At 63.0% G+C, this 13916-nt stretch carries 11 protein-coding genes; 3 read left to right on the forward strand and 8 right to left on the reverse strand.

Translation table 11 applies throughout. The features are described 5' to 3' along the window. Positions 1-61: 61 nt before the first annotated feature. On the forward strand, positions 62-592 hold the full coding sequence (gene gloA, locus HX881_RS03020) for a lactoylglutathione lyase (protein WP_177082680.1): 531 nt from the start codon (positions 62-64) through the stop codon (positions 590-592). Between the two features lie 210 nt (positions 593-802). Here the strand turns inward: gloA and ahpF are convergent, their stop codons facing one another. The 3 genes from ahpF to HX881_RS03035 all read right to left on the reverse strand — a co-directional run bounded on the left by ahpF (position 803) and on the right by HX881_RS03035 (position 4134). Further along, on the reverse strand, positions 803-2368 hold the full coding sequence (gene ahpF, locus HX881_RS03025; RefSeq protein ID WP_017128506.1) for an alkyl hydroperoxide reductase subunit F: 1566 nt from the start codon (positions 2366-2368) through the stop codon (positions 803-805). A gap of 125 nt (positions 2369-2493) precedes the next feature. Beyond that, the gene (gene ahpC / locus HX881_RS03030) at positions 2494-3057 is read right to left on the reverse strand and encodes an alkyl hydroperoxide reductase subunit C (RefSeq protein ID WP_017128507.1); all 564 of its coding nucleotides are present in this window, start codon (positions 3055-3057) and stop codon (positions 2494-2496) included. 132 nt (positions 3058-3189) lie between these two features. Then, positions 3190-4134 carry a site-specific integrase gene (locus tag HX881_RS03035; RefSeq protein WP_177082682.1) on the reverse strand — a complete coding sequence of 315 codons (945 nt, stop codon included), beginning with the start codon at positions 4132-4134 and terminating at the stop codon, positions 3190-3192. A 178-nt stretch (positions 4135-4312) separates the two neighbouring features. Here HX881_RS03035 and HX881_RS03040 point away from each other — a divergent pair, with 178 nt between their 5' ends. Further along, positions 4313-5296 (forward strand): DNA-binding protein, encoded by a 984-nt coding sequence (locus HX881_RS03040; RefSeq protein WP_103032496.1) that lies wholly within the window; start codon positions 4313-4315, stop codon positions 5294-5296. 3 nt (positions 5297-5299) lie between these two features. Here the strand turns inward: HX881_RS03040 and fhuB are convergent, their stop codons facing one another. Genes fhuB through HX881_RS03065 form a run of 5 tightly spaced genes read right to left on the reverse strand, consistent with a single transcriptional unit; the run spans position 5300 to position 12795 of the window. Continuing rightward, on the reverse strand, positions 5300-7303 hold the full coding sequence (gene fhuB / locus HX881_RS03045; RefSeq protein WP_177082684.1) for a Fe(3+)-hydroxamate ABC transporter permease FhuB: 2004 nt from the start codon (positions 7301-7303) through the stop codon (positions 5300-5302). Beyond that, positions 7296-8243 carry an ABC transporter substrate-binding protein gene (locus tag HX881_RS03050; RefSeq protein ID WP_177082686.1) on the reverse strand — a complete coding sequence of 316 codons (948 nt, stop codon included), beginning with the start codon at positions 8241-8243 and terminating at the stop codon, positions 7296-7298. The genes fhuB and HX881_RS03050 overlap by 8 nt, the downstream gene beginning before the upstream one ends. Further along, positions 8240-9007 carry an ATP-binding cassette domain-containing protein gene (locus HX881_RS03055; RefSeq protein ID WP_042936582.1) on the reverse strand — a complete coding sequence of 256 codons (768 nt, stop codon included), beginning with the start codon at positions 9005-9007 and terminating at the stop codon, positions 8240-8242. Before HX881_RS03055 ends, HX881_RS03050 begins: the two co-directional genes overlap by 4 nt. 56 nt (positions 9008-9063) lie before the next feature. After that, a complete protein-coding gene (locus tag HX881_RS03060; RefSeq protein WP_083875451.1) occupies positions 9064-10770 on the reverse strand; it encodes a cyclic peptide export ABC transporter in 1707 nt (568 codons plus the stop codon). Positions 10771-10776: 6 nt separating this feature from the next. Continuing rightward, on the reverse strand, positions 10777-12795 hold the full coding sequence (locus HX881_RS03065) for a TonB-dependent siderophore receptor (RefSeq protein ID WP_017128513.1): 2019 nt from the start codon (positions 12793-12795) through the stop codon (positions 10777-10779). Positions 12796-13016: 221 nt separating this feature from the next. On the opposite strand from HX881_RS03065, the gene HX881_RS03070 reads away from it, so the two are divergent. Beyond that, positions 13017-13895, forward strand: coding sequence for an AraC family transcriptional regulator (locus HX881_RS03070; protein WP_083875452.1), 879 nt, complete (start codon positions 13017-13019; stop codon positions 13893-13895). The last annotated feature ends 21 nt before the right edge of the window (positions 13896-13916 follow it).

The raw sequence follows: 13916 nt of genomic DNA on the forward strand, positions 1-13916 counted from the left end.
CCGGCCAGCCTGTGCTGGCGCCTCATCGATCGACCGCCTTCATCACCTTCGCGGAGGGCCTATGAGCCTGTACGACCTGAACACCTTCCCCGGCGTTACCGCCCAACCCGACACCGCCACCCAGGGCTTCGTGTTCAACCACACCATGCTGCGCGTCAAGGACGCTACCAAGTCCCTGGACTTCTACACCCGCGTACTGGGTTTTTCCCTGGTGGAGAAACGTGATTTCCCGGAAGCCGAGTTCAGCCTGTATTTCCTGGCCCTGGTGGACAAGTCGCAGATCCCGGCCGATGCGGCGCAGCGCACGCAATGGATGAAGTCGATTCCCGGCATCCTGGAACTGACCCACAACCACGGCACCGAGAATGACCCTGATTTTGCCTACCACAACGGCAATACCGATCCACGGGGCTTCGGCCATATCTGCATCTCGGTGCCGGATATCCGTGCTGCCTGCGAGCGCTTCGAAACCCTGGGCGTGGAATTCCAGAAACGCCTGAGCGACGGCCGCATGAAAAGCCTTGCCTTCGTGAAGGATCCGGATGCCTACTGGGTCGAGATCATCCAGCCGGCGCCGCTGCAAGACGCCTGATTCTCGCTCCTGAAACGCAAAAGCCCCATGGATCGTCGATCCATGGGGCTTTTTTGATGATCTGATGATCGTTCCCACGCTGATGATGATCGTTCCCACGGTCCCCGTGGGAATGCAGCCCGTGACGCTCTGCGTCACAAGAGCGGACGCAGAGCGTCCAGGAAGGCATTCCCACGCAGAGCGTGGGAACGATCAATCAAGCCTGATGGATCAAGCTGGAGCGGAGGTGCGGATCAGGTGATCGAAGGCACTCAGCGAAGCCTTGGCGCCCTCGCCTACCGCGATCACGATCTGCTTGTACGGCACCGTGGTGACGTCACCGGCAGCGAAGATCCCCGGCAGCGAGGTTTCACCGCGTGCATCGACAATGATCTCGCCCCGTGGCGACAACTCGACACTGCCCTTGAGCCAGTCGGTGTTCGGCAGCAGACCGATCTGCACGAAGATGCCTTCCAGGTCGATGGTGTTGAACTCGCCCGAATCGCGGTCCTTGTAGACCAGGCCGGTGACCTTCTGGCCATCGCCCTTGACTTCACTGGTCAGCGCACTGGTGATGACGTTGACGTTCGGCAGGCTGTACAGCTTGCGTTGCAGAACGGCGTCGGCGCGCAGCTTGCTGTCGAACTCCAGCAGGGTCACGTGGCTGACGATACCGGCCAGGTCGATGGCCGCCTCGACACCGGAGTTGCCGCCACCGATCACCGCGACACGCTTGCCCTTGAACAGCGGGCCATCACAGTGTGGGCAGAAGCACACGCCCTTGGCCTTGTATTCCTGCTCACCCGGCACGCCCATTTCACGCCAGCGGGCACCGGTGGCGAGGATCACGGTCCTGGCCTTGAGGCTGGCACCGCTTTCGAAGCGCACCTCGTGCAGCTCGCCGGCATTCTTCGCCGGCACCAGGGCACTGGCGCGCTGCAGGTTCATGATGTCGACGTCGTACTGGCGGACGTGCTCTTCCAGGGCGCTGGCCAGCTTAGGCCCTTCGGTTTCCTGGACCGAGATGAAGTTCTCGATGGCCATGGTGTCCAGTACCTGGCCACCAAAACGCTCGGCCGCGACACCGGTACGGATGCCTTTGCGGGCGGCATAGATCGCTGCCGCGGCACCCGCCGGGCCACCACCGACCACCAGGACGTCAAAGGCATCCTTGGCGTTGAGTTTTTCCGCCTGTTTCTCGATGGCGCCGGTGTCGAGCTTGCCGAGGATTTCCTCGAGGCCCATGCGACCCTGGCCGAAGTTCACGCCATTGAGGTAGATACTCGGTACGGCCATGATCTTGCGATCGTTGACTTCGTCCTGGAACAGCGCGCCGTCGATGGCGACGTGACGGATGTTCGGGTTCAGTACCGCCATCAGGTTCAGCGCCTGGACCACGTCCGGGCAGTTCTGGCAGGACAGCGAGAAATAAGTCTCGAAGTTGAACTCGCCCTTGAGCGAGCGGATCTGTTCGATCACTTCGACACTAGCCTTCGATGGGTGGCCGCCGACTTGCAGCAGGGCCAGCACCAGCGAAGTGAATTCATGGCCCATCGGGATGCCGGCGAAACGCAGGCTGATATCGGCTCCCGGGCGATTCAACGAGAACGATGGCTTGCGCGCATCGGTGCCGTTGTCCAACAAGGTGATCTGAGTGGAAAGACTGGCGACGTCTTTGAGCAGCGCGAGCATTTCCTGAGATTTCGCGCCGTCATCGAGGGAGGCGACGATCTCGATCGGTTGCGTAACCCGTTCCAGGTACGACTTCAACTGGGCTTTAAGATTGGCGTCCAACATGCGGGCGATTTCCCTTTTTCAATACGGTAGAAATAACAACGCCCAGGTGATTACCACCCGGGCGTTATTGGGCGGTGCGGCTGACTTATGAAGTGCGGATGACCGCCCTTGGCTGACTCACAGGCTTAAATTTTGCCGACCAGGTCCAGGGACGGAGCCAGGGTTGCCTCGCCTTCCTGCCACTTGGCTGGGCAGACTTCGCCCGGGTGGGCAGCAACGTACTGAGCGGCCTTGATCTTGCGCAGCAGCTCGGAAGCGTCACGGCCTACGCCGCCATCGTTGAGTTCAACGATCTTGATCTGGCCTTCAGGGTTGATCACGAAGGTGCCACGGTCGGCCAGGCCAGCTTCTTCGATCAGTACGTCGAAGTTGCGGGAGATGGTCAGGGTCGGGTCGCCGATCATGGTGTACTGGATCTTGCCGATGGCTGGCGAAGTGTTGTGCCAGGCAGCGTGGGCAAAGTGGGTGTCGGTCGACACGCTGTAGATTTCCACGCCCAGTTTCTGGAACGCATCGTAGTTGTCAGCCAGGTCTTCCAGTTCGGTCGGGCAGACGAAGGTGAAGTCGGCTGGGTAGAAGAACACTACCGACCATTTGCCTTTCAGGTCAGCGTCCGACACTTCGACGAAATTGCCGTTTTTGTAAGCGGTTGCTTTGAACGGTTTAACTTGGCTGTTGATGATAGGCATCGTTGACTCTCCGTCAGGGGTTAAGAAGTTGATGGGAGAATCCTAGCCATTCTTTTGCGTTCTGGCTCATTGGCAAAGCTGATGCTCGCGATTGGTTTTCGCTATAAGCCCACTGTATTAATAGAAGAAATCTTATGATCCCTGCCGGACCGGCTTTTCATCGAGCAGGCCCATGCCGGCAAACGGGCTGGCCTCAACGTAGCGCATGGCGGATTTCAGGTCTTTCCAGCCGACATAACTCATCAGCGACTTGAGGTCCCAGCCGCTGCGATGAGCCCAGGTAGCGAAGCCCCGACGCAGGGAATGGCTGGTGTAATGCTCGGCAGCGATACCCGCGCGCTCCAGCGCCTGGCGCAATAAAGGAATGACGCTATTGGCGTGCAGGCCCTCCTCGCCCAGGTTGCCCCAGCGATCAATGCCACGAAACACCGGGCCACGGACCAGCGCCGCGCAGTTGATCCACTCGATATACGCCTGCACCGGGCAAAGCCGCTGCAGCGCAGGGGTCTGGTAGGTGCGCCCGAGGTTGTCCCGGTCGCTCTTGCTGCGTGGCAGGTACAGGGTAATCCCGGTACCCGACTGCGCCAGCACGTGCTCGATCTCCAGCCGGCACAGCTCATCGCTGCGAAAACCACGCCAGAAGCCCAGCAGGATCAGTGCCGCATCGCGCCGCGCGCGCAGCAGGCGTGGCCGATCCTGTTGCGCCAGCGCGGCCTGGGCCTCGCCCTCCAGTGAAGCGATCACCTGCTCCAGATGTTGCAACTGCAAGGGGGCGGCCTGTTTTTCCTGCACCGGATGCAGGGCGCGAATGCCCTTGAATACCTTGCGCACCACCGGCGCCTTGGTCGGGTCGGCAAAACCCTGGCTGTCATGCCATTGGGCCAGGGCCGAAAGGCGCAGCTTGAGGGTATTGATCGAAAGCAACCCGGCGTGGGCCACCAGGTAGCGCGCCACACTGTCGCCGGTGGCCGGCAGGAACCCGCCCCAGCTCACTTCGAAGTGCTCGATGGCCGCCCGGTAGCTGCGGCGGGTGTTGTCCCGCGTGGCGGCGTGCAGATAGCGATCCAGCTCGCTCATGGGCAGATATCCCGACAGGTGTACGCAAAAAGCAGGGGAAAAACTGAAAACCGCTTCTCACAAGGGGTAATACCAGTATATCCCATGTCAAAAACCTTCGATATTGGCTTATCTGTTTTTAGTGATATGCTATGTAAATACAGGCTACATACCACAGTACGAAATCGTAGGAGAAGACATGGCTCGCGGCGGCGTGAACAAGGCGGTGGTGCAAACCGCACGATTGGCGATCCTCGCCCGTGGCGAAAACCCCAGCATCGATGCGGTACGTATCGAAATGGGCAATACGGGCTCGAAAACCACCATCCATCGCTATCTGAAGGAGCTGGCCGAAAGCGACCAGCGCCTGGCGGTGCCCCAGGAAGATCTCGAGGAAGAGCTCGCCGCGCTGGTCTCCCGCCTCGCCCAGCGCCTGCAGGAACAGGCCCGGGAACCGCTGGAACGGGCCGAGGCGCAGTGGCAGGAACAGCAGGCCCAATGGCAGGTGCGACAGGCGGAGGCGACACAGAAGCTGGAGCAGTTGCAGCAGCAGTTCGAGGTCCAGGCGGCGGCCCTGGAGCAGGAATCCCAGGACCTGCTGACCACCCGCTCCATGCTGCAGACCGAACAGACCCGCAATGCCGGCCTGAGCCAGGCCCTCAGCGACAACGAGCTGCGTCTCAAGGACAAGGAAGAACAGATCCGCTCGCTGGAAGACAAGCACCAGCATGCCCGTGACGCCCTGGAACACTTCCGCAGTGCCGCCAGGGAGCAGCGCGAGCAGGAGCAGCGTCGCCATGAAGGTCAGTTGCAACAGGTACAGATGGAATTGCGTCAGGCCCAGCAGAGCGCACTGGTACGCCAGGATGAAATCACCCAGTTGCACCGCGACAACGAGCGTCTGCTGGCGGAAAGCCGTGGGCTGATGAAAGAAGTGAAGCAGTCGCAGGAACAACTGCACAAAGCTGCCAGCCGCGAGGAACAGCTACTGGATCGTGCGATCCAGCTGGAAAGCGAACGCACCCTCCTCCAGGAGCGTCTGCGGGTGGCGCAACAGGCCACGGACGCGCTTCAGCAGACGAGCGATGCACAGCGCACGGCCAGCAAGGCGCTGGAACTCAAGCTCCTGGAGGTCGAGGCGGCACTCGACCAGGCCCGAGCCGCCCTGCCTGCGCAGTCCTGAGCGTCAGGCCTTGCGCCGATAGAGCATCAGCAGCACCAGGTACGGCCCACCCAACAGAGTGGCTGTCAGCCCGGCAGGCATTTGCTGGGGGAAGATCAGCTGCCTGCCCAGCCATTCCGCGACGATCATCAGGATCACGCCAGATGCCGCTGCCACCCATAGTTGTTGCAACGGCTGACGAGCGCCGACCAGCCGTGCGATATGCGGGGCCAGCAGGCCGATAAAGGACAGTGGTCCGACCAGCAGGGTCGCCATGGTGGTCAATACCCCGGCGAACAGCAGGATCAGCAGACGCGCACGGCTCACCGGCACGCCGACACTCGCTGCCGCGCCCTCTCCCAGCGAAAACGCCTTGAGCCAGCGCGAGAACAGCGGCGCCAGGCATAGGCCGAGCAGCAACAGCATGGCGGCGGCCCAGGCCAGGGCCGAGGGAATGTAGTAGATCGAACCCGTCACCAGTTGCAGCATCAAGGCCGCACGAGGATCGCCGCTGGCCAGGGTGGCACTGACCATCGCCTGGAACCAGGCACTCACCGCGACACCGATCAGCAACAGGCGTTGTGGAGTAAAGGCACCACGTCCCAGCCAGAGCAACCCACCCAGGGCGAGCAGCGAGCCCGCCAGGCACGCGCCGAAAAGAATGGCCGGTGACGGCTGGCTCACCATGAAGACCACCACGACTATCCCCAAGGCTCCGCCGGAGCTGACCCCGAGCAGATCGGGACTGGCCATCGGGTTGGCCGTGGCCCGTTGCAGCAAGGTGCCGGCCAACGCCAACAGCCCCCCGGACGCGGCTGCGATCACGCTATGGGGCAACTGCCAGAACAGCAGCGCCTGCACCTGGGTCGGGCCTGCGAGATGCCAGCCATCCAGCCCCTGGGACACGGCAAACGACAGAAACAGGCCGGCCAGCAACAGCGTCACCAGGCCCCAGCAGCGCCCCCGCGTCAGCCCCCTACCAGTCGGCCAGCCCGGTTTCCAGTGAGCGGCCCCACCGCTACGCAAGCGAGGCAGCATGACAAGCAGCAGTGGCACGCCCAGTAACGAGGTAACGGTGCCGGTCGGAATCAGGTGGGCCGAGAGCGAGTCTGCGGTCGACAGCAGCAGGACAATCTGGTCGGTGGCCCACAAGATAGCCGCGCCAATAGCACTCGACCACCACAGGCGCTGGTACAGGGTGCGTGCACCGAGCAGGCGCGCCATGGCCGGGGCCGCCAGGCCGAGAAAACCGATCACCCCCACCTGGGCCACCACCAGGGCCGTCAGGACCACCGCCGCCAGCAGTGCGATCAGTCGTGTCCGCTCGACCTTCGCGCCGAGGCTGCGGGCGGTGCTTTCCCCGCTGTCGAGCAGCGCCAGCGGGCGCCGTATGCTCCACACCGCCCACGCGCAAGCCAACACGCCGCTCGCCAGGTGCCGGCTGGGCTGCCAGCCGGCCTGCTCCAGCGCACCACCACCCCAGATCTGCAGCCCGAGCAGAAAATCGAAGTGCACCAGCGCGATCGCCAGGCTGACCGCCCCGCAGTAGAGATTGACCACCATTCCCGACAGAATCACCGCCATCGGCGACAATCGCTGAGGCCAGGCCAGCGCCAACACCACCAGCACCGCCAGGGCGCCACCACCGAGGGCCACCAGCTCGCGGCCAGCGGCCCAGCTCTCGGGCGCATAGAGGGTGTAGAGCGTCAAGGCCAGATAGGCTCCAGGGAAGATGCCCAAGGTCATCGGCTCGGCCAGCGGGTTGCGCAGCACCTGCTGGATCAGCGTGCCGGCCAGGCCCAGTGCGGCGCCACACAGCAGCGCCATTGCCACACGGGGCAACAGCGACTCATGCAGCAACACCTGGGACAGATCAGCAGGGTTCGGGCTCAGCAACGCCGGCAACCACGGCCGGCCCCCCAGCATCGCCTGCGCTTGCAGGACAGCCAGGATCGCCGCCACCGCCAACAGGCCGACCACCAGCAACAGGCAGCCTCGAGGGACGAAAAGTAGACGAACACTAGACACTGGCAGGCTCCTGATGGGCCGTTCGAGACAGGGCCGCCTCCACCGCACGGGCGAAGCGTTGCAGCGACGTCAGGCCGCCATAGGGTGCGATCACTGGCAGGCGCGCCACACGACCCTCGCGAACACAAGGCATGGCTTGCCAGACCGGGCTACGTCGCAGAGCCGCCTGTACGTTTGGCGCCACCGGCCCGACCAGCAGCAGGTTGGCCTCGGGAACACCGGCAAGACGTTGCAGGGGCACCAGGGCATATCCCGCCGAATTGCTGACCCAGCCACCTGGCGCGGCATCGACGGGATGGGCCGCATTGCTTACGCCAATCCTCGCCAGTACCGCATCGAACAGACTGCCGGCGCCGTACACCCGCAGGTGATACTCATCCACCGCATCGGCCACGAGGGTCGGCCGTGCGTTAATGCCAGGCTGCTCGGCTAGGAGCTGACGCACCGCTGCGAAGACCTCCTCGGTCTCGGCAAGCAGGGCCTCGGCGCGCACCGGGCAATCGAGCACCCGGGCCATCTGCCGAGTCTCCTGCTGCAAGGCCGGATAAGGTTGCGGGGCGCTCATGTAGCCGCCCAACGTGACCGTCGGCGCCAGGCGCTCGAGCATCGGTTTCAAGCCGATATGCCCGGGTGTCAGGATCAGCAGGTCGGGCCGCAGTTGCTGGAGCAGCTCGAAGTTGGGCTGGTATAGCAGGCCGATATCGATCACCCCGGCGGGTAACGGCGGCTCGACGATGGTCCGGGTGTACCAGTCGGGCAGCGGCAAGGCGACGGGAGCATGCCCCAGCGCCAGCAACGTTTCGCTCAGTTCCCAGCTCAGCGGAATGATCCTTGAAGGCGTGAAGGTCGATGGTGAAGTCCACGAAAGACTCATCCACAGTGCCGGAGGCGCGCCGGCCAGCCACTGCAGGATGCGCCGACGACTGAGCCGCGCACTCATCGCGCAAAACCTATCAGGCGCCCGCTGGCTGGATCGGCCACCACCCCCATCGGCACGCCGTAGACGCGCTCGAGATGCGCCTCCTGGAGCATCTCACGCGCCTGGATCTGCAATTGCAGACAACCTTCACGCAGGGCGATGACCTCATCACAGAAACGTGCGGCCATGTTGACGTCGTGCAGGATGATCACCGCGCCCATGCCGCGCTGCCCGCAGAGATTGCGGAGCAGTTCGAGCACCGCCAGTTGATGGCCGATATCGAGGGCCGAGGTCGGCTCGTCGAGCAGCATGCAGCGACAGTTCTGCGCCACCAGCATGGCAATCCACGCCCGCTGGCGTTCGCCACCGGAGAGGCTGTCGACGGGACGCTCGGCATATTGCGCGACATCGGTGGCGAGCATCGCCTGCTCGACCTGGTCCCGATCCTCGGCGCCAAACCGGCCGAGGGCGCCATGCCAGGGATGCCGCCCCAACGCCACCAGTTCCCGCACCAGCAGCCCATCGACTTCGGGCGGCTGCTGGGGCAGATAGCCGATCTGCCGGGCAAAGGCTCGTGACGACCAGCCATGCAGCGGTTTGTCGCCCAGTTGCAACGAACCGGTACTGGCCGACTGCTGGCGGGCCAGCAACTTGAGCAAGGTCGACTTGCCGGAGCCGTTATGACCGATCAGGCCATAGATACGGCCTTCCCCGAGGCGCAGGTCCATGGGCTGCAACAGGGTCCGGGCCCCCACCTTCACACTGACGCCATCCAGGCGGAACAGATCGGGCTCCTGGAGCGACCCGCAGGCCCCGACGATGGGATTGGACTCAAGCATACTCATCGAAGCTCCTCTGCACTGACGGCACCCGGCACATCGGCAACGATCTGGCCGGTGTCGAGCTTGATGCAGCGGTCGGCCAGGGAGAAATAACGATCATCGTGGGTGATCACCAACACCGCCTTGCCACGGGCCTTCAGGTCCGGCAGCAGGCTCTTGTAGAACACCTCCTTGAAGGCCGGATCCTGGTCGGCCGCCCATTCGTCGAAGACGTAGAAGGCTCGGTCTTCGAGCAACGCCACCAGCAAGGCCAGGCGCTTGCGCTGGCCCTGGGACAGATTGAGGGTGGTAAAGGCACCGTCCTCGATGCTCACCTTGTGCTCCAGTTGCAGCGCCTTGAGCAGCGTCCGGGCCTGGGGCTCCAGATGGGGTGGCATCACCCCCAACAGGGTATCGAACAGGAAGAAATCGCTGAATACCGTGGAAAAGCGCTGTCGGTAGGCATCGCGCGTCGCCGCCTCAACCGGTTCACCGTCCAGCAGCACGCTACCGCCCTCGCCTTCATACAGGCCCACCAGCAGCTTGGCCAGGGTGGTCTTGCCGCTGCCGTTACCTCCGATCAGGTAGGTGATTTCCCCCGGCGAGAACCGCAGATCGATGGGACCGAGCATGAAGTAGCTGTTTTCCTTCTCTCGAAAGTAACGGTGGCTCAGACCACGCAACTCGATGGACCGAAAGCCGCTGTCCTCCCCCTGCTCGCCCGCGATCTCGGCCGGCAGTTGCGCCTCCAGGCGGGCGATCCGCTCCAGGGCGATGCGCGCCGAGCCCAGGGTCGGCAGGGCCGCCAGCAGGCCCTCGATCGGCAGGATCATGTAGAGGAAGATCATCGCGTAGCCGGACATCACCTGATGGTCGACGTCATAGGTGCGTGACAGCACGAACAGCGTCAGGCCGACAAAGGCGAACAGGACCAGGTTGCCCCAGCTCGACGCGGCGCTGAACAGCACATAGCCCAGGGTACGTTGCACCCGCACCGACTCGATATGCGGCGCCAGCGTGTCGTCGATAAAGGTGCGACGGCGGGAGCGGTGCAGCTTGAGTTCCTTGGCACCGTCGAACAGGGCGCGAAATTGCTGGATCAGATCGTCCTCGCGCTGCCGCGAACCGCGCAGATGCTCCAAGGCCCGGCTGTTGACCAACAGGAAACCCACCGCGCCGATGGCGATGGCCACCAGCGCGAACAGCAGGATCTGCCAGGACAGCCAGCCCAGGTAGGTCAGGCAGCCGATGATCACCGTGCTCTGCATCATGATGGTCGGCAGATTAATGAACAGTACCACCAGCGTATCCAGGTCTCCGGTCAGGATCGCCAGGGGCCGCCCGCCGCCATAGCGCTCCAGGTGGGCATAGGAGGCGTTGGCGATATGCCCGATGGTGCGCAAGCGCACGCTGGCCTTGGCCCGTTGCCCGAGGTACAGGAACAGGGTCTGCGACAACAGGCGCAGCAGCAGCACGCCGATCCCCAGCAGCATGAAGCGCAGGCCGAGGGCACCCAGCTCATCGCCCTCGACCGACAGTGCCTGGTTGATCAACGCTACCATGGCAGCGCTGCCGAAACCGCTGAGCAAGCTCGCCACGGCCGCCAGCACAAGCCAACTGCGTGCGCCGTGGAGCATGCCCAGCAACAGCGCGAAGGGCGTGCTGGAATCTCCTGGCCGGGTGTCCTGGCCAGGAATCGAGGGGTTGGTTTGTCTGGTCGAAGTCATCGGTGATCAGTACTTCACTCGCAAGGTCAGCGTCGCGTTGCGTGGATCGCCATACAGCCCGTAGTAGCTTGAAGGCACCCGCGCATAGTAGGTACGGTCCAGCAGGTTGTTCATGTTGAGGGCCAGGTCCAGATGCTCGTCGATCTTGTAGCCGATCAGGCCATCCACCACCGCGTAACCGCCCTGGTAGCTGACTTCATTGCGGGTGGTACGGCTCTGGGCACGAACGCCGCCGCCGACACGCCAGTTGTTCAGGGCGTCACCCTCGAAGTGATAGGTGTTCCAGAGCTTGAGCATGTGCTTGGGTTCTTCCGGGTCCTGGATGCTGCCATCGCTGGCTGCCGATCCCAGCAGCTTGGTCTGCAGGTAGGTATAGCCGGCCTGTACATCCCAGTTCGGCAGGATCTTGCCGGTGACTTGCGCCTCGAAGCCGCTGCTGCGGGCCTTGCCCTGGGCCAGCCAACGACCGGGGTTGGCGTCGTCGGCCACCGGACGGTTCTGGTCGTCGATCTGGAACACGGCCAGCGAGGCGTCGAGGCGGCCATCGAGGAAATCGCCCTTGAGCCCGACTTCGGCCTGATGACCGGTGCGCGGCTTGAGCACGCTGCCGCTGGCGGTGGTCTGGAAGGCCTGCGACGGAGTGAAGATGTCCGAGTAGCTGGCGTACGCCGACAGCCAGGAATTCACGCCGTAGACCACCCCGGCATAGGGGGTGAACTTGTTCTGGTCAGGATCGTTGACCGTCGCTCCGTTCGAAGGTAGCAGGTTCTGCCGCGAGCTTTCATAGTGGTTCTGGCGGCCGCCGAGGATCAGCGACAAGTCGTCCACCGGCTTGAAGGTGACCTGTCCATAGACGCCATACTGGCTGGTGTCGGAGGTGGTACCAAAGCTGTAGGGAATATCAGTGTTGGGCACATTGATGTTGTCGATGTCGACCACCCCGCCACTGGTGCCGCCCGACAGGCTGTGCTGGTGACTCTGGGCATAATTGACCCCGAGCATCAGTTCATGGGTGCGACCGAACAGCTCGAATGGCCCGTTGACATAGGAGTCGACGCCAACCCAGCGATAACGGTCCTGCTGACGCTGCAACCAGTAGTCGGCCGAACGATCGGGATTGACCTGGCCATCGATGTAGCCGTACTTGGAACTCACCTCCGAAGTCCGGTAGTTGATCGCCGTGCGGTTCTGCCAGCCGTTGCCGAAGCGATGCACCAGATCGGCATAAATTTCGGTCATGTCGGTGTCGGCATAACTCCAGTCGGTGCCGTAGAAACCCGAACGTTTCGAATCGACAAAGCGGCCGTTGGTGAACGTCGACAAGCCGTAGTCCACGCCATTCAGGTTGATTTTCTGCTGGGCCATGCCGACCGTCAGCTCGGTGTCCGGATCCAGGTCAAAGGCCAGCGAGCCGTAGATCAGACCCTGGCCGGTCTTGCCGTCATCCTGAAAGCCCCGTTCATCCCGCCCGCTGAAACCCAGGCGCCCCTTGATGTTGCCGCTGTCGGTCAGCGGGCCGGTGACGTCCCATTCGGTCCGGTAGGTATCCCAGGAACCGGCCGATACCGCGCCAGTCAGGCCGAACACATCCTGGGGACGCTTGCGCACCAGGTTGACCGTGCCACCCGGGTTCCCGAAGCCTTGCAGAAGCCCGGCGGGACCGCGCAGGACCTCGACCCGGTCGTACATCGCGAGGTCGAACTGTGGCAGATACTGCAGGCCGTTGTTGGCCGGCAGGCCATCGAACTGCACCTCGGCGGCATAGCCGCGGGATTGGAAATAGCTCGTGCCGTCACCATAGGTCACGGCAGTGATTCCCGGTGTATTGCGCAGGGCGTCGTCCACCGTGGTCATAGCCTGGTCGTCCATGCGCTGGCGGGTGATCACCGAGACCGAACCCGGCAGGTCCTTGGGCTGCACCGGCACCTTGCCAACCGTCACCAGGGACGCTTTGTAGCTGTCGGTGCCTTCAGTCACGGCGGCATTCTGTGTAATCTGGTCACCGACGATCTGGGTTTGCGGCAAGACCGTCTCCGAAGACGATTGAGCCTGCGCCACTGCCGCAGCCAGCGCCAGGGGAGCAAACAGAAGGTGGTTAAACGTCAGCCGGCAAGGCGAGGGAACGTGTGCAAAGCGTTCAATCATACTTCTGCTCATGAGAATCAATGGCTCTGATGGTTGTAAATGCGATTGGTTTGCATTAATTTTGCCAGTCTGTTTACTTGGCTTCAGGACAACTTGTATCGATGAAAGGACAGAATTGGCGCTTTTCTGCCGCTCACGACCATCCCGCCCCAAAAGCAGCCATTACCCCCTACCGAGAATTTCCCGAGGACGCCCCGCCGCTGGTGGTCAGGGCCTATGACTATGCCTCGGGGGCCAGGCAGCAGCCCCACTCCCACGCCCGGATCCAACTGATGTATTCGCCACGGGGACTGATGCGGGTGACCACCGAAACCGGAGCCTGGACCCTGGCCCCCATGCGGGCGCTGTGGATACCGGCGGGGGTGACCCATGAAGTACGGATGGTCGGGGAAATCTCGATGCGCTCGGTGTATCTGGAGCCCCACGCAGTGCCGTGGCGCTGGGATGAATGCTGTGTGCTGACCATGACGCCGTTGATGCGCGAACTGATCCTGATGCTCAACGACAACCCGATCCTGGCCGAACAACCCCGCCAACAGGCTTCAGGATTGCTGATTCATCTGTTGGGCCAGGCCTCCCGACAGAACAACAACCTGCCGATGCCGCTGGATCGCCGGTTGCGGCGGGTCTGCGATGCCATCCTGCAAAGTCCGGACAACAACGACACCCTGGAAGAATGGGGTGAGCGCATCGGTGCCAGTTCACGAACCCTGGCGCGGCGGATGAAGGAAGAAACCGGCGTGACCTTTCACCACTGGCGCTTGCAGGTGCGGGTCGACGAGGCGATCTGCCGGCTGGTGGAAGGCGTGTCGATCAACGAAGTGGCCCAGGCCCTGGGTTATCGCAGTTCGAGTGCCTTTATCTACATGTTCCGCAGTTTGCTCGGAAGCACACCGGCGCAGTATGTCGAGCGGGTGCTGGCTGGCGGACAGGGACTGTCCAGCGCCGAAACCGGCACCGAGTTGCTCGGTGCCGGGTAAACGTCTTTACCGCAGACGCGA

This window comes from Pseudomonas gingeri, from assembly GCF_013386115.1.
Classification (GTDB): Bacteria; Pseudomonadota; Gammaproteobacteria; order Pseudomonadales; family Pseudomonadaceae; genus Aquipseudomonas; species Aquipseudomonas gingeri.